At 71.6% G+C, this 26,952-nt stretch carries 19 protein-coding genes and 1 pseudogene; 7 read left to right on the top strand and 13 right to left on the bottom strand.

Going from position 1 to position 26,952, the window contains the following annotated elements; translation table 11 throughout:
- Positions 1–28 precede the first annotated feature (28 nt).
- The 3 genes from opcA to tkt all read right to left on the bottom strand — a co-directional run bounded on the left by opcA (position 29) and on the right by tkt (position 4,647).
- The gene (opcA, locus tag ACZ9QC_RS06260; RefSeq protein ID WP_472919204.1) at positions 29–967 is read right to left on the bottom strand and encodes a glucose-6-phosphate dehydrogenase assembly protein OpcA; all 939 of its coding nucleotides are present in this window, start codon (positions 965–967) and stop codon (positions 29–31) included.
- The gene (gene zwf, locus ACZ9QC_RS06255) at positions 964–2,493 is read right to left on the bottom strand and encodes a glucose-6-phosphate dehydrogenase (protein ID WP_472919203.1); all 1,530 of its coding nucleotides are present in this window, start codon (positions 2,491–2,493) and stop codon (positions 964–966) included. The genes opcA and zwf overlap by 4 nt, the downstream gene beginning before the upstream one ends.
- Positions 2,494–2,565: 72 nt before the next feature.
- Positions 2,566–4,647, bottom strand: coding sequence for a transketolase (gene tkt, locus ACZ9QC_RS06250; RefSeq protein WP_472919202.1), 2,082 nt, complete (start codon positions 4,645–4,647; stop codon positions 2,566–2,568).
- A 134-nt stretch (positions 4,648–4,781) separates the two neighbouring features.
- On the opposite strand from tkt, the gene ACZ9QC_RS06245 reads away from it, so the two are divergent.
- Entirely contained in the window at positions 4,782–5,669 is an 888-nt protein-coding gene (locus ACZ9QC_RS06245; RefSeq protein ID WP_472919201.1) for a helix-turn-helix domain-containing protein, read from the top strand.
- A 74-nt stretch (positions 5,670–5,743) separates the two neighbouring features.
- On the opposite strand, the gene ACZ9QC_RS06240 is transcribed toward ACZ9QC_RS06245, so the two are convergent.
- Together ACZ9QC_RS06240 and ACZ9QC_RS06235 are read right to left on the bottom strand one after the other, a co-directional pair.
- Positions 5,744–7,147 (bottom strand): glycoside hydrolase family 16 protein, encoded by a 1,404-nt coding sequence (locus tag ACZ9QC_RS06240; RefSeq protein WP_472919200.1) that lies wholly within the window; start codon positions 7,145–7,147, stop codon positions 5,744–5,746.
- A gap of 274 nt (positions 7,148–7,421) precedes the next feature.
- Positions 7,422–9,911, bottom strand: coding sequence for a protein kinase domain-containing protein (locus tag ACZ9QC_RS06235; RefSeq protein ID WP_472919199.1), 2,490 nt, complete (start codon positions 9,909–9,911; stop codon positions 7,422–7,424).
- A 196-nt stretch (positions 9,912–10,107) separates the two neighbouring features.
- Between ACZ9QC_RS06235 and ACZ9QC_RS06230 the strand changes: the two genes are divergently transcribed.
- The gene (locus ACZ9QC_RS06230) at positions 10,108–11,205 is read left to right on the top strand and encodes a serine hydrolase domain-containing protein (RefSeq protein WP_472919198.1); all 1,098 of its coding nucleotides are present in this window, start codon (positions 10,108–10,110) and stop codon (positions 11,203–11,205) included.
- Positions 11,206–11,394: 189 nt separating this feature from the next.
- On the top strand, positions 11,395–11,607 hold the full coding sequence (locus tag ACZ9QC_RS06225; RefSeq protein ID WP_472919197.1) for a hypothetical protein: 213 nt from the start codon (positions 11,395–11,397) through the stop codon (positions 11,605–11,607).
- 135 nt (positions 11,608–11,742) lie between these two features.
- Here the strand turns inward: ACZ9QC_RS06225 and ACZ9QC_RS06220 are convergent, their stop codons facing one another.
- Together ACZ9QC_RS06220 and ACZ9QC_RS06215 are read right to left on the bottom strand one after the other, a co-directional pair.
- Entirely contained in the window at positions 11,743–12,612 is an 870-nt protein-coding gene (locus tag ACZ9QC_RS06220) for an IclR family transcriptional regulator (RefSeq protein ID WP_472919196.1), read from the bottom strand.
- Positions 12,613–12,616: 4 nt separating this feature from the next.
- On the bottom strand, positions 12,617–13,042 hold the full coding sequence (locus ACZ9QC_RS06215; RefSeq protein ID WP_472919195.1) for a MarR family winged helix-turn-helix transcriptional regulator: 426 nt from the start codon (positions 13,040–13,042) through the stop codon (positions 12,617–12,619).
- 272 nt (positions 13,043–13,314) lie between these two features.
- On the opposite strand from ACZ9QC_RS06215, the gene ACZ9QC_RS06210 reads away from it, so the two are divergent.
- The 4 genes from ACZ9QC_RS06210 to ACZ9QC_RS06195 are packed head-to-tail and all read left to right on the top strand — an operon-like array spanning position 13,315 to position 17,158.
- The gene (locus ACZ9QC_RS06210; protein ID WP_472919194.1) at positions 13,315–14,232 is read left to right on the top strand and encodes an SDR family NAD(P)-dependent oxidoreductase; all 918 of its coding nucleotides are present in this window, start codon (positions 13,315–13,317) and stop codon (positions 14,230–14,232) included.
- Positions 14,233–14,252: 20 nt separating this feature from the next.
- On the top strand, positions 14,253–15,131 hold the full coding sequence (locus ACZ9QC_RS06205; protein ID WP_472921611.1) for an amidohydrolase family protein: 879 nt from the start codon (positions 14,253–14,255) through the stop codon (positions 15,129–15,131).
- A 49-nt stretch (positions 15,132–15,180) separates the two neighbouring features.
- Positions 15,181–16,692 carry an o-succinylbenzoate--CoA ligase gene (menE, locus tag ACZ9QC_RS06200; protein WP_472919193.1) on the top strand — a complete coding sequence of 504 codons (1,512 nt, stop codon included), beginning with the start codon at positions 15,181–15,183 and terminating at the stop codon, positions 16,690–16,692.
- A gap of 10 nt (positions 16,693–16,702) precedes the next feature.
- Positions 16,703–17,158 (top strand): MaoC family dehydratase, encoded by a 456-nt coding sequence (locus tag ACZ9QC_RS06195; protein WP_472919192.1) that lies wholly within the window; start codon positions 16,703–16,705, stop codon positions 17,156–17,158.
- Between the two features lie 4 nt (positions 17,159–17,162).
- Here the strand turns inward: ACZ9QC_RS06195 and ACZ9QC_RS06190 are convergent, their stop codons facing one another.
- The 6 genes and pseudogenes from ACZ9QC_RS06190 to ACZ9QC_RS06165 form a co-directional block, all read right to left on the bottom strand.
- On the bottom strand, positions 17,163–18,854 hold the full coding sequence (locus ACZ9QC_RS06190) for a PHP domain-containing protein (RefSeq protein WP_472919191.1): 1,692 nt from the start codon (positions 18,852–18,854) through the stop codon (positions 17,163–17,165).
- Positions 18,855–18,875: 21 nt separating this feature from the next.
- Positions 18,876–20,705, bottom strand: coding sequence for a LamG-like jellyroll fold domain-containing protein (locus tag ACZ9QC_RS06185; protein ID WP_472919190.1), 1,830 nt, complete (start codon positions 20,703–20,705; stop codon positions 18,876–18,878).
- Between the two features lie 25 nt (positions 20,706–20,730).
- A complete protein-coding gene (locus ACZ9QC_RS06180; RefSeq protein WP_472919189.1) occupies positions 20,731–23,703 on the bottom strand; it encodes a glycoside hydrolase family 2 TIM barrel-domain containing protein in 2,973 nt (990 codons plus the stop codon).
- A gap of 596 nt (positions 23,704–24,299) precedes the next feature.
- Positions 24,300–25,043 (bottom strand): annotated as a pseudogene (locus ACZ9QC_RS06175) (alkaline phosphatase family protein); the annotation flags it as partial.
- A gap of 110 nt (positions 25,044–25,153) precedes the next feature.
- A complete protein-coding gene (locus ACZ9QC_RS06170) occupies positions 25,154–26,047 on the bottom strand; it encodes a carbohydrate ABC transporter permease (RefSeq protein ID WP_472919188.1) in 894 nt (297 codons plus the stop codon).
- On the bottom strand, positions 26,044–26,928 hold the full coding sequence (locus ACZ9QC_RS06165) for a carbohydrate ABC transporter permease (protein ID WP_215457654.1): 885 nt from the start codon (positions 26,926–26,928) through the stop codon (positions 26,044–26,046). The genes ACZ9QC_RS06170 and ACZ9QC_RS06165 overlap by 4 nt, the downstream gene beginning before the upstream one ends.
- Between the last annotated feature and the right edge of the window lie 24 nt (positions 26,929–26,952).

Here is a 26,952-nt window from a genome sequence, read left to right as displayed (position 1 = left end):
TTCCATACGGGAGTCGAGCGGAGGCGTGTCAGTCATCGGCGGCGGTCTGCCCGTCGCCCGCGCCGCCCCGCAGGGCGACGGCGTACATCTCGTCGGCGTCGAGGCGGCGCAGCTCCTCGGCGATCAGCTCGGAGGTGGCGCGGACCTTCAGGGCGAGGGTGCGCGACGGCTGCCCGGGCAGGGTGAGCGTGGCGAGCGGCCCCTCGGGCCGGTCGATGGCGACCTCGCCCCTCGCGGTGCCGAGCCGTACGCCCGTGACCACCGGCCCGGCGGTCAGCACGCGCTCGACGGACACCCCGAGCCGGGCCTCCAGCCAGCGGGCCAGCAGCTCGGCGCTGGGGTTGTCGGCCTCGCTCTCCACGGCGGCCGAGGTGATGGTCTCCTTGGCCTGGTCGAGGGCGGCCGCGAGCATGGAGCGCCACGGCGTGAGCCGCGTCCAGGCGAGGTCGGTGTCGCCGGGGGTGTAGGAGACGACCCGCTGTTCGAGCGCGGCGAGCGGGGTCTCCACGGCGTACATGTCGGTGATCCGGCGCTGCGCGAGCGCGCCCAGCGGGTCCTTCGCCGGGATCTCCGGCGCGTCCACCGGCCACCACACCACCACCGGCGCGTCCGGCAGCAGCAGCGGCAGGACCACGGAGTCGGCGTGGTCGGAGACCTCGCCGTACGTCCGCAGCACGACCGTCTCGCCGGTGCCCGCGTCGGCGCCGACCCGCACCTCGGCGTCCAGGTGCGACTTGGTGCGGTCCTTCGGGGTGCGGGCGTGCCGCTTGATGACGACCAGGGTGCGCGAGGGGTGCTCGTGCGAGGCCTCCTCGGCGGCCTTGATCGAGTCGTACGCGTTCTCCTCGTCCGTCACGATCACCATCGTGAGGACCATGCCCACGGCGGGCGTGCCGATGGCCCGGCGGCCCTGCACCAGGGCCTTGTTGATCTTGCTTGCCGTGGTGTCAGTCAGGTCGATCTTCATGGCCTGCGCCAGCTCCGTCCGTCTTGTGCGAGCATCTCGTCCGCTTCCGCGGGACCCCAGCCACCCGAGGGGTACTGCGCGGGCCTGCCGTTCTTGGCCCAGTACTCCTCGATCGGGTCGAGGATCTTCCAGGACTCCTCCACCTCCTGGTGGCGGGGGAAGAGGTTGGCGTCGCCGAGCAGCACATCCAGGATCAGCCGTTCGTACGCCTCCGGGCTGGACTCCGTGAACGACTCGCCGTACGCGAAGTCCATCGTGACGTCCCGGATCTCCATCGAGGTACCCGGCACCTTCGACCCGAAGCGCACGGTCATCCCCTCGTCCGGCTGCACCCGGATGACGATCGCGTTCTGGCCCAGCTCCTCGGTGGCGGTGGAGTCGAAGGGGGAGTGCGGGGCGCGCTGGAAGACCACCGCGATCTCGGTGACCCGGCGGCCCAGCCGCTTGCCGGTGCGCAGGTAGAAGGGGACGCCCGCCCAGCGGCGGTTGTCGATGCCCAGCTTGACCGCCGCGTAGGTGTCCGTGGTGGAGGACCGGTCGATGCCCTCCTCCTCCAGATAGCCGCGCACCCGCTCGCCGCCCTGCCAGCCGGCCGCGTACTGGCCGCGCACGGTGTGCCGGCCCAGGTCCTCCGGCAGCCGCACGGCCTTGAGCGCCTTCAGCTTCTCGGCCAGCAGCGACTCGGCGTCGAAGGCCGCCGGTTCCTCCATGGCGGTCAGGGCCAGCAGTTGCAGCAGGTGGTTCTGGATGACGTCTCGGGCCGAGCCGATGCCGTCGTAGTACCCGGCGCGACCGCCGATGCCGATGTCCTCGGCCATGGTGATCTGCACGTGGTCGACGTAACTCCGGTTCCAGATGGGCTCGTACATCTGGTTGGCGAAGCGGAGCGCCAGGATGTTCTGGACGGTCTCCTTGCCGAGGTAGTGGTCGATGCGGAAGACCTGCTCGGGGTCGAACACCTCGTGCAGGACCGCGTTCAGGTCGCGGGCGCTGGCCAGGTCGTGGCCGAACGGCTTCTCGATGACCGCGCGCCGCCAGGAACCCTCGGGCGGACTGGCCAGGCCGTGCTTCTTGAGCTGCTTGACGACCTTCGGGAACATGCTCGGCGGCACGGAGAGGTAGAAGGCGAAGTTGCCGCCCGTCCCCCGGGAGCCGTCCAGCTCCTCGACGGCCTCGCGGAGCCGCTTGAACGCCTCGTCGTCACCGAAGTCGCCCGGGATGAAGCGCATCCCCTCGGCGAGCTGCTGCCAGACCTCCTCGCGGAACTCGGTGCGGGCGTGCTCGCGGACCGCGTCGTGCACGATCTGCGCGAAGTCCTCGTCCTCCCAGTCCCGGCGGGCGAACCCCACCAGCGAGAAGCCCGGGGGCAGCAGACCCCGGTTGGCCAGGTCGTACACGGCCGGCATCAGCTTCTTGCGGGACAGGTCGCCGGTCACCCCGAAGATGACGAGCCCGGACGGGCCCGCGATCTTCGGGAGCCGGCGGTCCTCCGCGTCCCGGAGCGGATTGCGCCACTCGGTGGTCATTCCCCATCAACTCCCTTGCTGTTCAAGAACTTCCGTGGCCTGCGGCGTGGTGTCGACAGTGATCATCTTCCTTCAGGCGCGCGTGCCGGCCGCGTCGGCGCCGGGCCGAGTCGTGCGGCCGAGCACGCTCCTCGCCGCGGCGACGACGTTCTCGGCGGTGAAGCCGTACTCGGCGAACAGGGTCTTCGCGTCGGCGGAGGCGCCGAAGTGTTCGAGGGAGACGATGCGGCCGTGGTCACCGACGTAGCGGTACCAGGTCAGACCGATCCCCGCCTCGACCGCCACGCGCGCCCGCACGGACGGCGGCAGCACGCTCTCGCGATATTCGCGCGGCTGTTCCTCGAACCACTCCACCGACGGCATCGACACCACCCGCGTGCCGACCCCCTCGGCCTCCAGACGCTCCCGCGCGGCGACGGCCAGTGCCACCTCCGAACCCGTGGCGATCAGGATCAGCTCCGGGGTCCCGGTCGAGGACTCCTCCCTTACGTAACCACCCTTCGCCGCCCGGGAGTCGGGGGCGTACGTCGGCACGCCCTGCCGGGTGAGCGCCAGCCCGTGCGGGGCCGGGTCCGTGGTGTGCCGCTTCAGGATCTCGGCCCAGGCGATCGCCGTCTCGTTGGCGTCGGCCGGGCGGACGATGTTCAGGCCGGGGATCGCCCGCAGGGAGGCCAGGTGCTCGACCGGCTGGTGCGTCGGGCCGTCCTCGCCCAGACCGATGGAGTCGTGCGTCCAGACGTACGTCACCGGCAGCAGCATCAGCGCGGAGAGACGGACGGCGTTGCGCATGTAGTCGGAGAACACCAGGAACGTGCCGCCGTAGATCCGGGTGTTGCCGTGCAGCGCGATGCCGTTCATCTCGGCGGCCATGGAGTGCTCACGGATGCCGAAGTGGATCGTGCGGCCGTACGGGTCCGCCTCCGGGAGCGGGTTGCCCGCCGGGAGGAAGGACGACGTCTTGTCGATCGTGGTGTTGTTCGACCCGGCGAGGTCGGCGGAACCGCCCCACAGCTCGGGGATCACCGCGCCGAGCGCCTGCAGCACCTTGCCGGACGCGGCCCGGGTCGCCACGGACGTGCCCTCCTCGAAGACCGGCAGCGCCTTCTCCCAGCCCTCGGGCAGCCGGCCCGCGACCACCCGGTCGAAGAGCCGGGCCCGTTCGGGGGAGGCGGCGCGCCACTCGGCGATCCGCTTGTCCCAGGCGGCGTGCGCCTCGCCGCCCCGGTCGAGGGCGCGGCGGGTGTGCGCGAGCACGTCGTCGGCGACGTCGAACGTCTTGTCCGCGTCGAAGCCGAGGACCCGCTTGGTGGCGGCGATCTCGGCCTCACCGAGCGCGGAACCGTGCGCGGCCTCGGTGTTCTGCGCGTTCGGGGCGGGCCAGGCGATGATCGTGCGCATCGCGATGATCGAGGGACGCGAGGTCTCCTCCCGCGCGGCCAGCAGCGCGTCGTACAGGGCGTGCACGTCGACGTTGCCGTTGAAGGCCGGCTCGATCCGCTGGACGTGCCAGCCGTACGCCTCGTACCGCTTCAGCACGTCCTCGGAGAACGCGGTGGCGGTGTCGCCCTCGATGGAGATGTGGTTGTCGTCGTACAGGAACACGAGATTGCCGAGCCGCTGATGGCCCGCCAGCGAGGACGCCTCCGCGGAGATGCCCTCCTCCAGGTCGCCGTCGGAGACGATCGCCCAGATGGTGTGGTCGAACGGCGACTCGCCCACCGGGGCGTCCGGGTCGAACAGCCCTCGCTCGTAGCGCGCGGCCATCGCCATGCCGACGGCGTTGGCGACCCCCTGGCCCAGCGGACCCGTGGTGGTCTCGACCCCGGCGGTGTGCCCGTACTCCGGATGACCCGGTGTCTTCGAACCGTGCGTCCGGAACGCCTTGAGGTCGTCCAGCCCCAGTTCGTACCCGGCCAGGTACAGCTGGGTGTAGAGGGTCAGCGAGGTGTGGCCGGGGGAGAGGACGAAGCGGTCCCGGCCGGTCCACTCCGGGTCGGCGGGGTCATGACGCATCACCTTCTGAAAGAGCGTGTATGCGGCGGGCGCGAGGCTCATCGCCGTACCCGGGTGCCCGTTGCCTGCCTTCTGCACGGCGTCGGCGGCCAGCAGACGGGCGGTGTCGACGGCGCGCCGGTCGAGTTCTGTCCAGTTCATCTTCAAGAAGTCCTCGATGAGACGGCGGAATTGCTCTGACGTCTTCAAAAGTAAAAGTCTGACTTTTGTGGGGCCAGGTGGCGGTGTGCCAGCCTTCGGTGAAACTGGGACACCGACGACGCGACGGCGAGGACATGACGGACAGAGACTTCCCCGACGGCGACCGGATCAAGACCCTCCCGTTCCCCGTCGACCGCGGCCTCTCCGGCGTCGGCATGCGGATCGGCCCCATGGACGGCCGAGACTCCTGGCACGCGCACATACCCCTGGACAGGGTCCACCGCATCGACTTCCACGTGGTGATGCTGTTCGACGGCGGCCCGGTACGCCACATGATCGACTTCACCGAGTACGAGGCGGACGCGGGAGAGCTGCTGTGGATCCGGCCGGGGCAGGTGCATCGCTTCTCACCCGCCACCGAGTACCGCGGGACCGTCCTCACCATGCAACCGGGCTTCCTGCCCCGGGCCACCGTCGAGGCGACCGGGCTCTACCGCTACGACCTGCCGCCGCTGCTCCGCCCGGACGCCGCCCAACTCGCGGGCCTCCGGGCCTCGTCGGCCCAGCTCGAACGCGAGTACGTCGACACCGTCACCCTGCCGCCCGGCCCGCACACCGCCGTCCTGCGGCACACGCTGACGGCCTTCCTGCTCCGCCTCGCCCATCTCGCCGCCGGCGTGACGGAGGAGGAGCACAGAGCCGACGACACCACCTTCACCCGCTTCCGGGACGCCGTCGAGCGGGACTTCGCCACCAACCACAGCGTCAGCGCCTACGCCGACGCCCTCGGCTTCTCCCGCCGCACCCTCGTCCGCGCGGTCCGCGCCGCGACCGGGGAGACCCCCAAGGGCTTCATCGACAAGCGGGTCGTCCTGGAGGCCAAGCGGCTCCTGGCCCACACGGACCTGCCGATCGGACGGGTGGGCGTCGCCGTCGGCTTCCCCGACGCGGCGAACTTCTCCAAGTTCTTCCAGCTGCACGCCGGGACCACACCGGTGGCGTTCCGGGCGGAGATGCGCTGACACGCGGTGCGGGGCGGGCTCCACCGCCGTGGAGCCCGCCCCGCACCCGAGTCGTGTGTCGGTCAAGCCGACTGTCAGCGGCCGAAGTTGAACCAGTTCACGTTCACGAAGTCCTGCGGCTGTCCGCTGGTGAAGGTCAGATAGACGTCATGGGTGCCGGTGACCCGGCTGATGTTCGCGGGCACCGTCCGCCAGGACTGCCAGCCGCCGGTGTCGGCGATCGAGAAACTGCCGACCGGTGCGTTCGAACGGCTGTCGAGCCTCACCTCGACCAGACCGCTCACCCCCGCGCCGGCGCCGGAGGCCACCCGGGCGACGAACTGGGTCGCGGCCGTGGAGCCGAAGTTCACGTTCTGGAAGAGTGCCCAGTCGCCGTTGGCCAGGGCGCCGATGTTCTGCCCGCCACCGGTGTCGGTCGTGGTCTCGGTGAGCGTGCCGCTCTGGCTGTTGTACGACTCGGCCTGGATGGCGCTGTACGCGTCCCGGGTGCCCGTCGGCGGCGGCGTGGTGGTGCCCCCGCCCGCCGACAGCACCTGCACGTAGTCGACGACCATCGGGACACCGGAGCGGGTGTCACCGTCCAGACCGCCGCCGAACGCGTCGGGGAAGGCGCCGCCCATGGCCACGTTCAGGATGATGAAGAACCCGTGGTCGGTGGCGTTGGTCCAGGTGGTCGCGTCGACCTGGTTCGCGTTGACCGAGTGGAACTGGGTGCCGTCGACGAGGAACCGGATCGTCTCCGGGGTCACCGAGCGGTCCCACTCCATGGTGTAGGTGTGGAACCCGGACTGGCAGGTCGTGTTCGGGCACGCGGTGGAGTTGCCGATGCCCGTCGTCTCGTTGCACGGGCCGCCGGGGTTGGTGCCGCAGTGCATCGTGGCCCAGACCTGGTTGCGGCCCTGCACGTTCTCCATGATGTCCAGCTCGCCGACGCTCGGCCAGTTGTGGTAGTTGCCCCGGTAGGGCGCGCCCAGCATCCAGAACGCCGGCCAGTAGCCCTCGGCGGCCGTCCCGGTGACGTTCGGCATCTGGAGCCGGGACTCCACCCGCAGCTTGCCGCCCGCCGGAGGCTGGAAGTCGGTGCGGTTGGTCTCGATCCGGCCCGAGGTCCAGCGGCCGGCCGCGTCCCGGATGGGGGTGATGCGGAGATTGCCGTTGCCGTCGAGGGAGACGTTGGCGGTGCTGTTCGTCATCGTCTCGACCTCGCCGGTACCCCAGTTGGCGGGGCCGCCGGGATAGGAAGTGCCGGTCGCGTACTGCCAGTCGGAGGTGTTGACGCCGGTGCCGGCGGTGCCGTTGAAGTCGTCGACGAAGACCTGCGTCCAGCCGGCGGGCGGGGTGGGGGCGGCGCCCTGCGCGGTCGTCGCCCAGGCGGTGGCCAGGGCCAGCGCCGTGGCCACGGCGAGGAACGCGCGTCGCAGGGGGCGGCGGCGTTTCACGGGTGCGCCGCGGTCGGGTATGCGGGGGGTTTCACTCATGGCGGCCTCTTCGGGTGTACGGAGTGACATGCGCGGGTGTGGGGGAGCGCTCCGCGGAGTCCCGTCCTGAGAGCGCTCTCAAGAAGAGCGTGCGGTCAATGTGCGCTCCGGCGCTGCGGCCGTCAAGAGTTAAAGCGGAGAAAGTCCGTGCGGGGGTGGCGAGTTCACGAGGTGAAGACCGGCCGACTCGGGGGTATCCACGTCCCCACGCGGCCGCATGACGGCTGGTCGGCCCCCGGCCGACGGCCGCGAGTGACTCGCAGGCGGCGGGTGGTCAGTCGCCGACGGTGGACACGGGCGGTCGGGTGGCCTCCGTCGGCCTGTCCGGGTTGACGGAGAACGCCATGTTCCCGGCCGTCGCCACGATCGCGTCGTCCACGAGCAGCACCCGGGGCGGGGTCTCGGTGGCGATGTCCCCCGGGTCGTCGAGCGCGTCCGTACGCCACAACTCGGCGCCCGTGCCGCGCTCCAGGGCCAGCAGCCGGCCGAACCGGTTGGCGAAGTAGATCTCGTCGCGGGCCGCCGACACCACCGGAGCGGACAGGTTCTCCATGTCGGTGGTCAGCTCCCACAGCACCGTGCCCCTCGACGCCGACACGGCGGTGACCGACCCGCTGGTCCGAACGAAGTACACGACCCCGTCCACGAGCGTCGCCGTACCGCGCAGCGGGCGCTCCAGCGGGATCCGGGTGACCTTCCCGGTGTCGGGGGCCACCCGCAGGAACGCGTCGTACGGCCGCTCGTAGCCCGCCTGGTAGACCTCCTCGGTGGTCTGCGCCTCCAGGAACAGCGGCCGTCCGTCGACCGCGCCCAGGGCGAGCGACTTCTCGGGCATCGGCGTGCGTGCCCGAGGGGTGCCGTCGTCGGGGTCGAGCCGTACGAGGGTGAACGGGCGGGTGTCGAGGAAGTCGTCGCCCTCCCAGCACACTTCGTACGGGGCGTCGCCGAGCACCGTGGGGACGCAGTTGACCCCGGCGGGTTCGGAGGTCCGCCACAGTTCCCTGCCCGCCGTGTCGTGGGCGACCACCTGCGCGTGGTCGGGCATGAGGGTGAGCAGGCCGCCGGCGAAGAGGGCGGCCGGCTCGCTCCCGCTGATGGACCGGGCCCACCGCTGCTTCCCGGTCCGGGTGTCGAGGGCGACCAGGCGCCGTCGGGTGCTGTCGGGTTCGGTGTAGACGAAGACCAGACCGTCCCGTACGCCTACGGGCAGGGCGGTCTGCGGGAGCTGGCCGTGACGCCATCCCGTCTTCCCGGTGGCGGCGTCCACCTTCGCGACGACGAAGCCCGTGCCGCCGCAGTACAGGTCGGTTCCGTCGGTCCGGCACCCCGTCTCGTTGTAGTTGACCGGGATGTACTCGGCGGGGAGGCCGCTGTCGGCCCTCAGTCGGGTCTGCCACGGCCGCCAGCCCTCGGGCAGCGACGTGGAACGGTAGTCCACGGCGCTGTCGGCGCCGGACGCCGGCGAACTGTCCCCGTTTCCCGGGTAGAGCAGCAGCGCGGCGCTCAGCGCGGAGACGGTCAGGGCGGCGGAGCCGACGAGGAGCAACCGCCGTTTGGCACGGAGCCTCGGACGACGTCCGCCCGCAGGCCGGCCGGCCTGCGATCGGTCTTCCGTCGGCCCGCCGGCCACCGGCCGGTGGCCCGGCAGCAGGTCGTCGGCGGTCGTGTCGTCCGCCAGGCCGGTGCCCGCCCGGCCCGGGGCCGGGCGTTCCGTGACGGCCCGGCCCGCGTCCGCCTCGCCGACATCGGTTCGGCCCGCGACCCTTCGCTCCGCGACCGCCTGCCCGATGACCGGCCGGTCGGCCTCCGCCCGACCGGCGGTCGTCGTGTCGTTGCCGGATCGGCCGGCCTCCGTTCGCCCGGAGTCCGTAGGGCTGTCGAGCGGCCCCGTCCCCGCCCCCGTCCGTGCCGTCCCGGGCACCGGCGTCGGCGCGGCGCCCGGTGTGCCGGTGGTGGGTGTGGTCCCCAACTCCAGGAACAGGGCGTGCAGTTCGGTGAGGTCCGGGCGGGCCGTCGGGTTCTTGTCCAGGCAGCGTTCGGCGATGGTCCGCAGCGGTTCGGGCACCGCGTCCAGCTTCGGGGCCTCGAACATGACCTGGTAGCCCGCGAGATAGGGGCTCTCGGCTTTGAACGGGCTGTGCCCGCTGGCCGCGTACACCAGCAGCGACCCGAGCGAGAACAGGTCCGAGGCGGCGGTGACGTCCCTCGGCGAGCGCAGCTGCTCCGGTGACATGAACGGCGGGGTGCCGATGACCCGTCCGGTCACGGTGAGCGGCAGGTTGTCACCGGCGCGCGAGATGCCGAAGTCGATGACGCGCGGACCGTCCTCGGCCATCAGGACGTTCGCCGGTTTCAGGTCCCGGTGCACGACGCCGGCCCGGTGGATGTCCCGCAGTGCCTCGACGAGCCCCAGCGCGAGGCCCCGGATCCGGGGCGCTGTCAGCGGACCCTCGTCACGCACCAGATCGGCGAGCGTCGGGCCCGGTACGTACTGTGTCGCCATCCAGGGCCGGGCCGCGTCCGGGTCGGCGTCCACCACGGCGGCCGTGAACGCTCCGCTCACCCGGCGCACCGCCGCGACCTCCTGACGGAACCGGGAGCGGAACTCCTCGTCGTCGCGGTACTGGGCGTGGACGAGCTTGATCGCGACCAGTCGCCCCGACGCGGACCGCGCCCGGTAGACGATGCCCATGCCACCCGCGCCGAGCCGGTCCTCCAGGACGTACTCGCCTATGACGGTGGGATCGTCGTCCCTCAGCGGCATTTCCCACCACGCTCTTGTCCGTACGGCAGCCCCCGCACGGAGCAGCCTAGGCGATCCGTGCGGAGCCGCCGGACCAGGGGCGCCGGTGAGGCCGGATCAGGGGCGCCGGGGAGCCCGGACCGGGCCGCCGCCGTTCCTCGTCGGAGCCCCGGCCAATTCGATGGCTCCCCCCGACGGGACCCGTTACCTTCCCCTCATGGCGATGACTCATGGCACGTGCACGGACCGGTTCGGCGCGGTGCGGGAGGCGTTGGCGGCCTCGTTGGACGACAAGGACGTGGGGGCCTCGGTCGCCGTGTACGTGGACGGTGAGCCGGAGGTCGACCTCTGGGGCGGGTACGCCGACGTCGAGCGGACCGTTCCGTGGGAGCGGGACACCCTGACCCATGTGTGGTCCACCACCAAGACGATGACCGCCCTGTGCGTGCTGATGCTCGCCGACCGGGGCGAACTGGACCTGCACGCCCCGGTGGCGAAGTACTGGCCGGAGTTCGCGGCGGCGGGCAAGGAGGACGTACGCGTGAGCCATGTGCTCTCGCACACGGCCGGTCTGCCCCGCTTCGAGGCGCCCACGACGCTGGAGGACCTGTACGACTGGCCGACCGTCACCGCGCGGCTCGCCGCGCAGGAACCGGCCTGGAAGCCCGGCACCGAGGCCGGCTACCACGCGCTGACCCAGGGGTATCTGCTCGGGGAGATCGTCCGCCGGGTCAGCGGCCGCAGCCTGGGCACCTTCCTCGCCGAGGAGGTCACGGGACCGCTGGGCGCCGACTTCCACATCGGCCTCGCCGCCGAGCACGACCACCGGGTGGCGCCGGTCGTCATGCCGACCTCCTCCCCGCCCCAGGACGGTCCGCCGCCGAACCCGGTCATCCCGGACGGCGCCCCCAACTCGACCGCCTGGCGCCGGGCGGAGATACCGGCCGCGAACGGTCACGGCAACGCCCGCTCGGTCGCGGCCGTCCAGTCGCTGCTGTCCTGCGGTGGCGCGGCGCGCGGGGTGCGGCTGCTGTCGGAGCAGGGGTGCGAGCGAATCTTCGAGCAGCAGTTCGACGGCGTCGACAGCGTCCTGCGCGTCCCGATGCGCTACGGCATGGGCTACGGCCTGAACGGCGGCCAACTGCCCAACCCCCGCACCTGCTTCTGGGGCGGCTGGGGCGGCTCGCTCATCATGGTCGACCTGGACGCCCGGATGACCGTGGCGTACATGATGAACAAGATGATCGACGGGGGCCTCGGCGACGAGCGGGGTTTCTCGATCCTCGCGGCCGCCTACGAGGGCCTGTCGGGCTGAACGCCCGCACGGCACAACCGAATCGACGACCGCCGACCTGCCGCAACAAGCCACCGCCGCCGTCGGCGTGACCGGGGCGGCAGCCGGCTGCGTCGTCCAGGAGGGGCACTGGGCCGGGGGCACCGAACCCGCGCCCGGGACGAGTCGGCCGTCCGCGCCGGCCGTCCGCGCCGGCTGTCCGCGCCGGCTGTGTCCGCGGCCCGCGCCCCGGCGCGGCGCCCCGATTTCGGGGTCGTCCTCGCCGGCGACCCCGGCTACGACGAACTCGGCTACGACGAACTCGGCTCCTACGGCCGGAACCCGCCGAACGACTGGCGGGTGTACGGCCTCGGCACGGCTGCCGCAGGGCCGGGGGTGCCGTTCGGGTCCTGGGGGCGGTCGGGGGTGGCCGGCCTGGGGTGAGGGGGCCGCGTGACCACCGTCGTCGGCGGAAAGGTCACCGGCAGTGCCGCCAGGACCCGGTGGAAGGGGCCCTGGCGCCATTCCATGCCCCCACGGGACCGGACCCGGCCCGGCGACGGTCGGCGCGCCTGCCGGTCAGGCGGGGGCGGAGCCCCGGCCCGGGATCAGTGAACCCCGGCGGGGTTCGTCCGGCTGCCAGCCCAGGGCGCGGGAGATACCGCGTGCCGCCACCCGCACGGCGGGCGTCAGCACCGGGACCTGGGCGCCGGCCTGGGGCACGACGACCGAGACGGCGGCGACGACGGCTCCGCCCGGTCCGCGCACGGGGGCGGCCACCGACAGCGCGTCCTCGGTGACCTGACGGCTGCTCACCGCCACGCCGGTGCGCCGTACCTCGGCGAGCACGCGGCGCAACCGGGACGCGTCCGTGATGGTGTGCGGCGTGAAGGAGGCCAACGGCCCCTCGCAGTAGGTGTCCTGGGAGTCCGCGTCGCCGTACGCGAGGAGCGCCAGACCCACGCCCGTGGCGTGCAGGGGCCAGCGGGCGCCGACCCGGATGTGGACGCCGACGGCGGAGCGTCCGGAGAGCCACTCGATGTAGACGACCTCGTCCCCGTCGCGGACCGCGAGCTGGACGTTCTCGTGCGTCGCCTCGTACAGGTCCTCCAGGTACGGCAGCGCGATCTGGCGCAGCGCGAGCCCGCGCGGGGCGAGCGCCGCGAGTTCCCAGAGGCGGAGCCCCACGTGGTAGATCCCGCAGGCGTCCCGCTCCAGGGCGCCCCACTCGGTGAGCGCGCCCACCAGCCGGTGGGCCGTGGTGAGGGTCAGCCCGGCCCGGCGGCTGATGTCGGTCAGCGAGAGTGCCGGGTGGTCGTGGTCGAAGGCGGCCAGCACGGCGAGCAGCCGTTCGGGAGCGGAACGGGCGGCCCCCGCCGGGAGGCTTCCCGGCGCGGGCTGCCGGGGCGCGGATCCCGGCGGCGGGAGCGCGCCGGTGGTCATCGGCATGGTGTCACCCCAGTCCGGCCTCGGCGATCTTCTGCAGCAGTGCGTGGAGCGTCGCGCGCTCGGCGGCGTCGAGGGGCTCCACCAGGTCGTCGGAGACGCGCTGTCCGGCCTCGTCGGTGTCACGGAGGAAGGACCGGCCGTCCTCGGTGAGCACGACGATCCGGCTGCGGCGGTCGTCGGGGGAGGGGCGCCGCTCGGCGAAGCCCAGTTTCTCCAGGTCGTCCACCAGTCCGACGATCGCGCTCGGGTCGTAGCCGAGCGAGGCGCTCAGCTCGCGCTGGAGCGCGCCCGGGGAGGTGGCCAGGAAGCGCAGCAGCGCGTAGTGCCGCAGCCTGAGGCCGGACTCCTGGAGGGAGGAGTTGAACAGCTGACCGGACCTGAGCCCCAGCCGGTACAGCAGATAGCCGGTGTCCGCGTGCAGCCCGCGCATCCACGGCTCGTGCGCGTCGATCGAGGCGGCGTCCTGCGTCTGCTGGCGGGTGATGGCGAGCTCCCTGGTCCAGGGCCTGTCGTGCGGGGATCAGGCCTGCGCCCCGGTCGGGGCTGCGCGTACGTACCGCTCCAGCATGACGCAACGACCGGGGAACAACAACTATTGACGTCAACAACTATTGCTCTTAACTTCGATTTCGACAGCACACCTCGGCATCGCGGTGCCGCACTTCGACCTCGAAGCCGCTCCGCCACTCGAAGGGACCCCTCGTGCCCAGCATCGATCTCACCGGCAAGGTCGCCGTCGTCACGGGCAGTGGCCGTGGCCTCGGCCTGGCCTACGCGCAGGCCCTCGCCGCCGCCGGCGCCTCCGTCGTCGTCAACGACATCGACGAGGCCGTGGCCGAGGCGGCCGTGAAGTCCATCACCGAGGCGGGCGGCAAGGCCGTCGCCGAGGTCGTCGCGGTCGGCACGACCGAGGCCGCAGACCGGCTGGTGGGCCGCGCCGTGGAGGAGTTCGGACGGCTCGACATCCTGGTCACCAACGCGGGCATCCTCCGCGACAAGGTGCTGTGGAAGATGTCGGACGACGACTTCGACGCGGTGATCACCACCCACCTCAAGGGCACCTTCACCTGCGCCCGCGCCGCCGCGATCCGCATGCGCGAGCAGGGCGAGGGCGGCTCCCTGATCCTCGTCGGCTCCCCGGCCGGCCAGCGCGGCAACTTCGGCCAGACCAACTACGCCGCCGCCAAGGCCGGCATCGCCGCCTTCGCCCGCACCTGGGCGATGGAGCTGGGCCGCGCGAACATCACGGTCAACGCGATCGTCCCGGTCGCCGCCACCGCGATGACCGAGACCATCCCGGTCTTCGCCCCGTACGTGGCCGCCCTGCGCGAGGGCACGCCGTTCCCGGACTTCCTGCGCAAGGGCGAGGGCTTCGGCACCCCCGAGGACTGCGCGGCCCTGGTCCCCTTCCTCGCCTCCGAGGCGGCACGCGGGGTCACCGGCCAGGCCATCGGCATCGGCGGCGACAAGGTGGCACTCTGGTCGCACCCGCAGGAGATCAAGACGGCGTACGCGGACGGCGGCTGGACCCCCGAGGCCCTCGCCGACGTGTGGCCGACCTCGCTGGGCGCCGAGCCGCAGACCGTGGGCATCCCCGCCCCGAAGATCCCGGAGGCGTGATGAGCCCCGCCGACCCCGCCATGAACGTGGACGACCTCGTCGCCATCGACGTCCACACCCACGCCGAGGTGTCCTCGAAGAAGGGCACGTCGTCGCTGGACGACGACCTGCACGACGCCTCCTCCGCCTACTTCAAGGTCGAGGGCAAGCGGAAGCCCACCCTGGAGGAGACGGCCGCCTACTACCGCGAGCGGAAGATGGCAGCCGTGATCTTCACGGTGGACGCCGAGTCCGCGACCGGCACCGAGCCCGTTCCCAACGAGGAGGTCGCCGAGGCGGCCGCCGCCAACGCGGACGTCCTGATCCCCTTCGCCTCCATCGACCCCTTCCGCGGCAAGGCCGGCGTGAAGCAGGCCCGCCGGCTGGTCGAGGAGTACGGGGTGAAGGGCTTCAAGTTCCACCCCAGCATCCAGGGCTTTTTCCCCAACGACCGCGCGGTGGCGTACGACCTGTACGAGGTCATCGAGGAGACGGGCACCATCGCCCTCTTCCACACCGGCCAGACGGGCATCGGCGCCGGCGTCCCCGGCGGCGGAGGCATCCGGCTGAAGTACTCCAACCCGCTGCACGTGGACGACGTGGCCGCCGACTTCCCACACCTCAAGATCATTCTGGCGCACCCGTCCTTCCCCTGGCAGGACGAGGCCCTGGCGGTCGCCACGCACAAGCCGGGCGTGCACATCGACCTGTCCGGCTGGTCGCCGAAGTACTTCCCGCCGCAGCTGGTGCAGTACGCGAACACCCTGCTCAAGGACAAGGTGCTCTTCGGCTCCGACTACCCCGTCCTCACCCCCGACCGCTGGCTCGCCGACTTCGAGAAGCTGTCGATCAAGGACGAGGTCAGGCCGAAGATCCTCAAGGAGAACGCCGCCCGACTGCTCGGCCTGACCAAACCGTAGAGGACACAGATGGACCTCCCCATGTGCGACGACGGACAGGGGTACACACATGCGCAATGAGGGACTGGGGTCGTGGCCCGCCCGCCGGGCCCGCAAGACCCCGCAGCGCACCGCGCTGATCCACGGCGACACGAGCCTCACCTACGGGGAACTGCACGAGCGCACCACGCGCCTCGCCCACGCCCTGCGCGCCGCCGGCGTACGCCGCGGCGACCGCATCGCCTACCTGGGGCCCAACCACCCCTCGTACCTGGAGACGCTGTTCGCCGCGGGCACCCTCGGCGCGGTCTTCGTCCCGCTCAACACCCGCCTCGCGGGCCCCGAGATCGCCTACCAGCTGGCGGACTCCGGGGCCAGGGCGCTGGTGTACGGCGCCGGGTTCACCGCACTCGTCGCCGGACTGCCGGGCGGCGGGACCGACGTACGGACGTTCGTGGAGATCGGCACCGAGTACGAGGCGCTGCTCGCCGGGGCCGAGACCGACCCCATCGACCAGCCCGTCGCCGCCGACGACACCTGCATCATCATGTACACCTCGGGCACCACGGGCCGCCCCAAGGGCGCGATGCTCACCCACGGCAACATCATCTGGAACGCCGTCAACGTGCTCGTCGACCAGGACGTCATCACCGACGAACGCGCCCTGGTGTCCGCCCCGTTGTTCCACACGGCCGGGCTGAACATGCTCACCCTGCCCGTGCTGCTCAAGGGCGGCACCTGCGTCCTGGTCGAGTCCTTCGTGCCGGAGACCACCTTCGACCTGATCGAACGGCACCGGATCACCTTCATGTTCGGCGTGCCGACCATGTTCGACCAGATCGCCCGGCACCCCCGCTGGGCCGACGCCGACCTGTCGTCGCTGAGGATGCTCTCCTGCGGCGGCTCCCCGGTACCGACCCCGCTCATCGCCAGGTTCCAGGAGCGCGGGCTCACCTTCCTCCAGGGCTACGGCATGACGGAGGCCGCCCCCGGCACGCTCTTCCTCGACGCCGAGCACGCCGTGAGCAAGGCCGGGTCGGCGGGCGTACCGCACTTCTTCAGCGACGTACGGGTCGTCCGCCCCGACATGACCCCGGTCGACGTCGACGAGCCCGGCGAGGTGGTGGTCCGCGGACCCCACGTCATGCCCGGCTACTGGGGGCTGCCCGAGGAGACCGCCGCGGTCTTCGCCGACGGGTGGTTCCGCAGCGGGGACGCGGCCCGCGTCGACGAGGACGGCTACGTCTTCATCGTCGACCGCATCAAGGACATGATCATCTCCGGGGGCGAGAACATCTACCCCGCCGAGATCGAGGACCAGCTCCTCGCCCACCCCGACATCGTCGAGTGCGCGGTGATCGGCGTACCCGACGACAAGTGGGGCGAGGTGCCGCGCGCCGTGGTCGTGCCCCGTGAGGGCGTCTCGCTCGACGCCGACGAGGTGCTGGCGTCGCTCGCCGGGCGGCTGGCCAAGTACAAGATCCCGAAGTCGGTGGTGGTCGCGGACGAACTGCCCCGCACCGCCTCCGGAAAGCTCCTCAAGGCCCGGGTGCGCAAGCGCTACGGCACCGACTCCCAGTAAGGAACGTCCTATGAGCATCACCGTGAACGGCATCGACGAGCTCAAGAAGCTCGCCGGCAGCGACCTCGGCACCAGCGAGTGGATCGAGGTCACCCAGGAGCGGATCAACACGTTCGCCGACGCGACGGGGGACCACCAGTGGATCCACGTCGACGAGGAGAGGGCGAAGGAGGGCCCGTTCGGGGCGCCCATCGCCCACGGTTACCTCACCCTCTCCCTCTTCATCCCGCTGTTCACCGAGCTCCTGGACGTCCAGGGAGTCACCACCAAGGTCAACTACGGCCTGAACAAGGTGCGTTTCCCCTCGCCGGTGAAGGTCGGATCGCGCATCCGGCTGGTCGCCAAGCTCACCTCGGTCGAGGACGTCCCGGGCGGCGTCCAGATCACGGTGGACGGCGCGATAGAGATCGACGGCGGCGGGAAGCCCGCCGCCGTCCTGCAGAGCCTGTCGCGCTTCTACGCCTGACCGGTCACCCGATCACGTCCACGAACACCGGGTTCGAGTAGAACCACGTGTCCTCCCACGGGTCGCCGTCACCCGGCTCGTGGGGGACCGGGCCGTGCGGGTCGACCGCCGCGCCCAGGTAGCCCGCACCGTTGCGCTTGCCGTCGCTGCCGCGCAGGCGCAGGTAGAACGACTCGTCGCCCGCCGTGACCGGGACGCGCAGGGTGTACGTGCCCCTACGGCCGCTCACGTCCTTGGTGTGGACGACCTTCGTGTCGGGGGCCCGCCACGCGTCCCGGTCGGTCACCGGCCCGCGCACCGCGCCCCGGACGACGTCGACGTGGGCCAACTCCGGCAGCATCCCGTGCGGGTTGGCGCGGGACGCGGTCGTCACGGTCACGTTCAGGGTGAGCCTCTCGCCCCTGCGGACACGCAGCCGCCCGCCCAGGGTGACGCCCCGGCCGTGGTCACGGTCGCGCTTGACCCGGACGTCGAGGCCGTCGAGGAGATGGCCGTGGTCGACCCAGACACGGCCCGCGCGCAGACCCGCCATCACCGAGCGGTACCCGTAGCGGGTGACACCGACGTGGGTGCGGCTGAACTGGCCGGGCCAGAAGTCGCTGCCGGGCTGCGGGGTGTCGGTGTTCACCGGGTCGGGCAGCTTGCCGGTGTTGTCGAAGTTCCGCCCCGCCGGCCAGTCGCCGTTCTTCCAGGTGTCGAAGACGATCCGGTGGGCGTCGGAGTTGGTGGTGATCGAGAACAGCCTGCCCTCGGCCAGCATCGCGTCCCAGAGTCCGCCCACGGTCGCCGTCGACCAGTCGAAACCGCCGTACGTGAGGTACGCCTCCGCCGGATAGCCGGGCCAGGACTGGGCGGAGGGCTTGTTCTCGTACTCCCCGCGGATCGAGTTCGTTCCGCGCCAGCCGGGGATCGCCGCGCCCTGGGCGCCGGGCGCGCCCTCCATGCCGATCATGATCTCCGGGGCCGCGTCGCGCCAGTTGCGCATCTCGTGCGGGGAGTCGATGCCCAGGCGCATGGGGTGGTTGGCGAGGACCAGCACATCGTCGACGTAGCCCGAACGGCGCTGCTGGGCCAGCCACTTGATCGCCTTGACGGCGTGCGCCTCGTTGCGAGCGGTGTCCGCGCCGCCCACGGACCCGTCCGTGTAGCCCAGCAGCTTGCCGTCGTACGCGCTCTCGAAGCGGGTGAGCAGGTCGACCTCGTGCCGCCCGGGGGTGGTGAAGACCGTGCAGTGCTCGGCGGCCGGGATGTACCACTCCAGGCCCTGGAAGATCAGCTGGCGGGGGTTCTCGGCGCGGGCCCGCAGGATCTCCTCGTGCTCCAGCGCGGCACCGAAGTCGGCGTGCCCGAAGTTGGAGTGCTCGGTGAACACCATCCAGTCGAGGCCGTACTTCGCGCCCGCCGAGGCCAGCTGGGAGAACGTGTACTTGGCGTCGTGGCTGTAGACGGTGTGGATGTGGTGGTCGCCGACGAGGTAGGCGAGCCGCGGGTCCTCACCCCCGTAGGGGCGGGAGGCGGCGGAGGCGGGAGCCGTCAGCGAGCCCGTGGCACCCATCGCGAAGGCGGCACCGAACAGGCCCGCGCCGCGCAGGAGTCCACGCCGTGACACGCCCTGCGCGTCGAGGTCGGCGGGGGAGACGGACGGATCGGCCCAGGCGGGCAGTTGCTGCTCGGGGGTGCCGGAGAGGTCGGACATGATCTGTGGTTCCTTCGCGTCTCAGTGGTTCATGAACGACTTGACGGGCAGCGCCCGTTCGACGACGCGGACGTCACCGAGGCGTCCGTGCAGGATCTGGTCGATCTTCCCGGCGTACTCGTAGCCGCCGAGGATCCAGGGCAGTCCGACCGAGGTGAGCCCGACGGCGACGGCCTTCGGGTTGCGCACCACCGGGCAGCCCTGGACGTAGAGCGTGGTGTGCCGGCCGTCGTTGACGACGGCGAGGTGCCACCACGTCTCCAGTGGGGTCTCCTGACCCCAGTTGGTGGCGATGCCCTGCTGGTTGAGCGGGCGCACCGCCCACTGCGGCTCCCGGTCGTTCGACAGCGACAGCGTGGCGAGCGGCTCGTCCGGGTCGTCGGCGGCCTTGCCCGCCGCGCCGCCCGTGCCGGTGCGGCCGAGGATGCCGGCCCACGCGTGGCGCGAGGGGTCCCAGTCGGCGGGTAGCCGGTAGAACGCCTCGATGGTGTAACCGTCCCTGAACGTGGCCGAGTTCAGGGGTGCCCCGTCGACCGTCCGCAGATACGCGCCCGTCAGCGGGGGCTTGCCCCCGTGGAACTCCAGGCTGCCGTGGCCGGGCTGGTCCGGGTGGTGGTCGGCGGACCAGGTGAGGGTGCCGCCGCCGACGGTCACGAGGGTCAGGTCGTTGCCGCGCCCGGAGCGGTCCGGGACGGTGCCGCCGACCTCGGCCCCGTCCTGCTGCCCGTCGAACCGCCAGTAGGCGACCGTGCCGGGTATCAGCATCCTCGACACCGGACGCGAGGCCCGCGCGGGCACCGGCGCGAAACCGGCGAACCGCTTCTCGAAGTCGATCTCGACCGTGAACCGGTCGGCGTCGCCGGAGAGTTCGCTCTCCTGCCGCTCCAGCTCGTTGAGCCCCTTGGCCGCCCGGCCAAGGATCCACGGGGAGATCGTCTCCACGTCGATGGTGTTCCGGTCGAGGTCGAAGCGGTAGAGACGGATCATCGCCGCGCCGCCGAAGTACCGGTTCTGGTAGTTCGTGAGGTGGAGATGGACATCGTTGTCAGCGGTGTTTCTGCGGGTCGCGCGCGCCGCCGGCCAGTAGTGCCCGTTGAGGGTGAGGAAGATCTGGTCGTGGTCCTTGATCAGCTGGTCCCACAGCCGCTGCCCGTACGACGAGAGGGAGTCGTCGCCGTCGACCAGCTCGTGCGTGGTGAGGACGACCGGAGTCCTCGGGTGGCGGGCCAGGACGTCCTTGGCCCAGGCGAAGCCCTTCGCGGAGAGCCGCCAGTCCAGCGCGAGCACCATCCACTGCCGCCCGCCCGCCTCGAAGAGGTGGAAGGAGTTGTAGCCGTCCGGGGAGGCGCCCCCGAAGGTCGGCCGGCCCGCGAAGCGGTCGGGTCCGAACTCGTCCAGGTACGGGGTCGGGCCCCGCTGGTCGTCGGTGGAGGAGCGCACGTCGTGGTTGCCCGCGAGGACGCTGTAGCCGACGCCCCGCCGGTCGAGGAGCCGGAAGGCCTCGCCGATCGCCTCGGTCTCCCGCGCCGTGCCGTTCTGGGTGAGGTCCCCGAGGTGGGACAGGAACACGAGGTTCTCCTGCGCACCGTGCTCCAGGAGGTACCGCAGGGACGCCTCGACGGGAGCCTTGTCGATGCTCGGCCCGTCGAACAGGTACTGCGTGTCGGGCATGACGGCGAGCGTGAAGCGACGGCTCGTGCGATCGGGCTTCCAGCGCGCGGGCACCGCCTGCGCCACGACGGGCAGCGAGACCGTCGCCGCGGCGCCCAGCAGGGCCGTCGCCCGCAGGAAGTTACGTCTGCCCGAGCGGGCCTGGGCAGACTCCTGCCCCGGTTCGTGCGAGGTGCACACAGTGACTCCGTAAGAGGTTCGTGGTTCAGAGCGCCCGCAGCGTCCACGACCAGCGGTGGACACCCGGGGGAACGAGGTACGGCGGCGAGGTGTCGGGACCGCACGACGCGGTGCCCAACCCCCGGTGCGCCGCGTCGATGTGGACCACACAGCCGGGCCGGGGCACCAACTCGTCGTGGTGCGCCACGGCCGTCAGGTCCGCCGCGCGGTGCCGGGTGACCGACACCTGCCGGGGGCCGTCCAGCCGAACCGCCAGGACGTGGTCGCCCCCGGAGAGCGTGAAGTGCCGTACACCGTACCGGCCCCCGCTCTCCTGCGGCCGCAGATACGGGGTGAACAGCGCGTCCACGGGGGCCGCGTGGTGGCCGACGGGCGCCCCGGCGGCCCGGTCCGGGTAGCTCTCCCAGGGGCCCTGCCCGTACCAGGCCAGGCTGTCGAGGCCCTCGACCGTCTCGAACACCGTGCCGACCCGGGCCACGTCCGTCAGCTCCTCGGGGAGGACGGCCGTCTCCTCGACGAGCACCCGGCCGTCCACGAGCGCGGTGAACACCTGCTCGTGCTCGACCTGTCCGGCCCCCGTCGACCAACGGGAGCGGACCCGCACGGACGCCCCCTTGCGCTCCACGGCGACCGGCTCGCGCTCCATGCGGTCCAGGCCCAGTTCGCGCCAGCGCTCGGCCATGCCGCCGAGGACGTCGTTGTCGGTGGGGGCCCGCCACAGGCTCAGGGCCGGAGGGGAGGCGAGCAGCGGGTGCAGCAGCAGCCCGTCCGGGTCCGTCTCCGGCGGCGGGATGTGCCCGAGGTCCTCCTCGGCGCCCACCACCGGCTCGCCCTCCTCGGCCGCGTACCACTGGAGCTGCGGGCTGCACACCTCGGTGCCGCGCGGCGCCCAGGGCTCGTCGCCGGCCGTCGTCACCCGCAGGGTCAGCCAGATCTCGCCGGCGCCGCCCGCCACCTCGGGCCGGTCGATGACGGCCGAACCGCCGGGCGGTACGGCGGGCAGCTGGGCCGGGACCGTCCAGCTGCCGCCGTCGGCCGCCGCGAACTCCCACTCGGCTGCCAGCCACGACAGATCGCGGAAGTGCTGCCGGTTGTGCACCCGCAGCACTCGCCAGGTGCCCTCGCCCTCCACCGACAGCCGCACCGGGGCGGCGATCTCCCGGTGCTCGAACATCACCGGCTTGGGCGTGCGGTCGGGAAACACGACCCCGTCGGCGATGAACGCGCCGTCGTGGATCGTCTCGCCGAAGTCGCCGCCGTAGGCCCAGCGCAGACCGGGGCCCGCGACCCCCTTCTCGTACAGCCCGGCGCCCCCACGCCCGGCCGGTCGTCCGTCGTTCACACGCTGGAGGATGCCGTGGTCCCAGAACTCCCAGATGAACCCGCCCTGAAGACCCGGGGTCGCCTCGATGGCGGCCCACGTGTCGGCGAGGGTGCCGTTGCTGTTGCCCATGGCGTGCGAGTACTCGCACTGGATCAGCGGCCTGGTCTGCTCGCCCGACAGCGCGTGCGCCACGCAGTCCTCGATGGACGCGTACATCGGACAGGCGATGTCGGAGGCGTCGTCGGTGGCCGCCCAGTCCAGCTTCGCCGCGCCCTCGTACTGCACCGGCCGGGTCGGATCGTGGCGCCGCAGCCAGCCCGCCGCCGCGTCGTGGTTCGCCCCGTAGTCGGACTCGTTGCCCAGCGACCAGACGATCACCGACGGATGGTTCTTGTCCCGCAGGACCATGCGGGAGACACGGTCGACGAAGGCGTTCAGATAGCGCGGGTCGTCGGCGATCTCGTGGGCGTGGTCGTGCGACTCGATGTCCGCCTCGTCCACCACGTAGAAGCCCAGCTCGTCCGTGAGGTCGTACAGGGCCGGGTCGCCCGGATAGTGGGAGGTGCGGATCGCGTTGAAGCCGAACCGCTTCAGCGTCAGCAGGTCCGCGCGCATGTCCTCCTGCGACACCGTCCGCCCGGTCAGCGGGTGGAAGTCGTGCCGGTTCACGCCCCGGATGTAGACCCGCTCGCCGTTCACCAGCAGGTCCCGGCCCCGGATCTCCACGTCGCGGAAGCCGACCCGGTGGTGCGAGGTGTCGGCCACCGTGCCGTCGGCGCGGTGCAGCCGGACGGTGAGGCCGTACAGCTCGGGGGTCTCGGCGTTCCAGGTCCGCACGTCGGGGACGACCGTGCCCAGCCGGGCCTCGCCGAGGAAGTCGGAGACCCGCTCGTCCTCCGCGTTGAGCCGGTCGAACTCGCGGTCCTGGGCCAGCGCCAGGCCGTCCAGCTCCGGGCCGACCAGCTCGCCGCTGACGTACCACCCGGCGGGCAGCGCGCCCGTCGCCGTGCCCGCCGTGGAGCGCACCCGGCAGTCCACCCGGAGCTCCCCGTCGCGGCGGGCCCGTACGGTCACGTCCGCGAGATGCAGCGGATCGGTGGCGTAGAGCAGCACCGGGCGGGTGATGCCGCCCAGCCACCACTGGTCCTGGTCCTCGATGTGCGAGGCGTCCGACCACTTCACCACCGTGAGCCGAACGGTGGCCCGGTGACCGGGGCGGACCAGCTCGGAGAGGTCGAACTCGGCGGCCAGATGGGAGTCCTTGGAGACACCGGCGGGCCGTCCGTCCACCTGGACCAGCAGCACGCTCTCGGCTGCGCCGACGTGCAGCACGATCCGGCGGCCGGCCCACTCGGCGGGTATCTCGACCTCCCGCTCGTACACGCCGGTCGGGTTCTCGGGCGGGGAGTCCGGCGGGAACTGGGCCCACGGCATCCGGACGTTGGTGTACCGCGGCGGATCCTCCGCCGCGTCCAGGGTCCAGGAACCCGGGAGTTCGGCCCAGGACCAGGCGGGCCCCGGTTCCCGCTCGGGCGACGGCAGCAGCTGGAACCGCCACAGGCCGTCGAGCGACACGGCCCCCGCACGCCGGTCCACGGCGTTCATGGGCAGCCGCCTCCAGGAGGTCACCTCGGGGCAGTTCCAGGGGCGCAGGGCGAAGAGAGCGTCGGTCATGACCGTTCCGGAGTCGGGGGTGGCGTAAGGGAGGGGGAGGAGGGGGATGCGGCCGGCCGGGGCAGCACCCGGCCCGGCAGACCCCAGCCGGGGTCGACACGGACACCGAGCCGGTCCAGCACGGTGGGCGCGACGTCGACGAGAGCGGGCGAGTCCAGCGGGGTGCCGCCGGGGGTTCGGGGGACGCGGGGGCCACCGTCCGCACCGACCGTACGACCGGGACTGCGCGTGCCGTTCACGGGGTGCGGGCTGTGCGTGCCGCCGATGTTGTGCGCGTCGGCTGTGCTGTGCGTGGGGCTGGGGCTGTGCGTGCCGCTCAGGCTGTGCGTGGTGGCCGTGCCGCCAGTGCTGTCCGGGCCGTGCGTGCCGTCCGGGCTCTGCGCGCTGTCTGTGCTGTTCGCGTCGGGCGCGCCGTCTGGATCACCCGGGCCGTCCGGATCACCCGGACCGCCGGGGTCACCCGGACCATCCTGGCCGGCCGGACCGGCCGTACCGGGCTGGCCGTTCGTCCTGCCCGCGCTGCCCGCATCGGCCGTCCCCGGCCCTGCTGCTGTTCCCGGCCCTGCCGCCGTCCCCCGCGCAACGGCAGCCCCCGGCCCAGCCCCCGTTCCCAGTTCCGCGAGGACGACGAAGACCTCGCGCTCCGCGTGGGTGTCGCCGCCGTGGCCGCCGGTGTCCAGGTGGCCGTGGTCGGTGGTGACCACGACCGTCCAGTGCTCGTCGGCGCGTGCGGGGTCGGAGCGCCGGGCGGTGATCGCGTCCAGCAGCCGCCCGAGGTGGGCGTCCTGGGCGAGAAGCGCCCGGTCGTACGCCGGGCCGAGCGGCCCCGTGGAGTGACCGGCCTCGTCGGTGGCGCCGAAGTACACGAACAGCGCGTCCGGGTCGCCCTCGGAGAGCCAGCGCACGGCGGTGTCGGCGACGAGCCGGTCCGCCTGCTCGTAACCGTCCGACTCCCCGTCGTACCGCGCGCGTTCGCCGACGCCGGGCCCCAGCGTGCCGCGGTCGATCAGCTCCGGCCAGGACACCGCGGCCGCCGTGCGCAGACCGGGTCGCGCGGCGGCGGCCCGGCTGAGGAAGTCGGGGTGGCGGACGTAGTCGGCGCCCTCGAAGTCGTTGCCGGTGACCCCGTGCCGGTCGGGCCACACCCCGGTCAGCACGCTCGACCAGCCGGGACCGGAGTCGGTGTAGGCCATGCTGGTGGACGGCCCGCCCTCGGCCTGGCCGTCCACCTCGCCGTAGGGCAGCAGACCGCTGCCGTGGGCGCCGGTGGCCATCAGACCGTGCAGCACCGGCGCCGTGGCCGAGGAGCGGGCGAGCCGGTCGTAGCGCACCCCGTCCATGCCCACCACCAGCACCTTGCCGCGCCCCGGTCGCACGATCGTCGCGCTCCCGGTGTCCGTCACCGCGCCCCTCCGTCCCGACATCGGCCCGCCTGCCCCTGTCCCGCGGTTCAACTGCCCTGGACCGCGCCCTCGGTGGCGCCCGCGATGAAGCCCCGCGCGAAGACGGCGAAGACGATCACCAGCGGGAGGGACGCCATCAGCACACCGGCCATCACCATGCTGTAGTCGGTGTTGTGGCCGACGTTGAGCTGGGCCAGCTCCACCTGGAGCGTGACGTGCTCGGGGTTGGTGAGCACGATGAGGGGCCAGACGTAGTCGTTCCAGGCACCGACGAAGGCGTAGATGGCGAGGAAGGACATCGCGGGCCTGATCATCGGCAGGGCGACGTTCCAGTACTGCCGGAAGAACCCGGCGCCGTCGATCCGGGCCGCGTCCAGCAGTTCGTCGGGCACCCCGGTCTCGATGTACTGGCGCAGCCAGAAGATGCCGAAGGCGTTGGAGAGGGCGGGCCACACCAGTGCCTTGAGCATGCCGACCCAGCCGATCTCCGACATCAGGATGAACTGCGGCAGGACGGCGAGCTGGAGCGGCAGCATCATGAACACCAGGAGCGTGCCGAAGAGGATGCGGCGCCCGGGGAACTCGAACTTGGCGAAGGCGAAGGCCGCCAGGGAGTCGACGAACAGCACCAGGACCGTGGTGACGGACGCGATGACGATCGTGTTGAGCATCGAGCCGAAGAAGTCGACCGTGTCGAGCACACCCCGGATGTTCTCCAGCAGGTGCGAGCCGAAGGTCAGCTTCGGCGGGCTCTTGTAGATGTCCCGGGTGGTGTTGGTCGCCATCACGATCGTCCACACGAACGGGAAGACCGAGATCACGACGGCGAGGATCAGAAAGACGTGCGGGGACAGGCCCTTGGGGCGGCGCGGCCGCTTCGCGCCGCGGGCCGGCTCCTTGCCCGCGGCCGTCGCCGGCCGTGGCGTGACGGCTGTCGTCATGACTTCCTCCCTCGTTGCACGATGCGCCAGTTGATGACGACGAGCACGATGATCAGTACGAAGAAGGCCCACACGATGGCCGCGCCGTAGCCGTAGTCGTTGTCGAGGAAGGCCGATTGGTAGAAGTAGAGCAGTGTGGTCAGGCCCGCCTGGCCCGGACCGCCGAGGTTCTGGTTGGCGGCGTTGCTGGCGAAGAGCACCTGGGGTTCGCTGAAGCTCTGCAGACCGTTGATGGTCGAGATGACGACGGTGAACAGGATGATCGGCCGCATGATCGGGATGGTGATCTGGAAGAACGTGCGGATCGGTCCGGCACCGTCCATCCTGGCGGCCTCGTAGACCGACTGCGGGATGGCCTGGAGGCCGGCCAGATAGATGATCATGTTGTAGCCGGTCCACATCCATGTCATCAGCAGCGCGATGACCACCTTGATCAGCCACGGGTTGCTCAGCCACGGCACGGGGGAGATGCCGACCGTGCCCAGGATCGCGTTGACCAGGCCGAAGTCGTTGCTGAACACCGCGCCGAAGAAGATCGCCACGGCGACGATCGACGTCACGTTCGGCACGTAGAGGGCGATGCGGTAGAAGCCCTTGAAGCGGCGCACCGAATGCAGCAGCGTCGCCAGCACCAGCGCGCCGAAGAGCGTGGGCACGGTGGACAGGACCCAGATGATCAGGGTGTTGCGGATGGACAGCCAGAAGACCGGGTCGCTCCACAGGAACTCGAACTGCTGGAGGCCCACGAACTCCTTGGTGCCCAGGCCGTCGTAGCGCTGGAAGGACAGGTACAGCGAGTAGAAGACGGGGACGAAGGAGAAGCCGAGGAAGATCAGGTAGAAGGGCGAGATCGCCAGGTACTGCCGCCAGTAGGACAGCACCCCGCGACGAGTGGGCCGAGCGAC

The sequence above is a fragment of the Streptomyces sp. HUAS MS02 genome (genome assembly GCF_055702265.1).
Note: the sequence above shows the minus strand (reverse complement) of the source record. Positions and strands in the feature narration are given on the sequence as shown.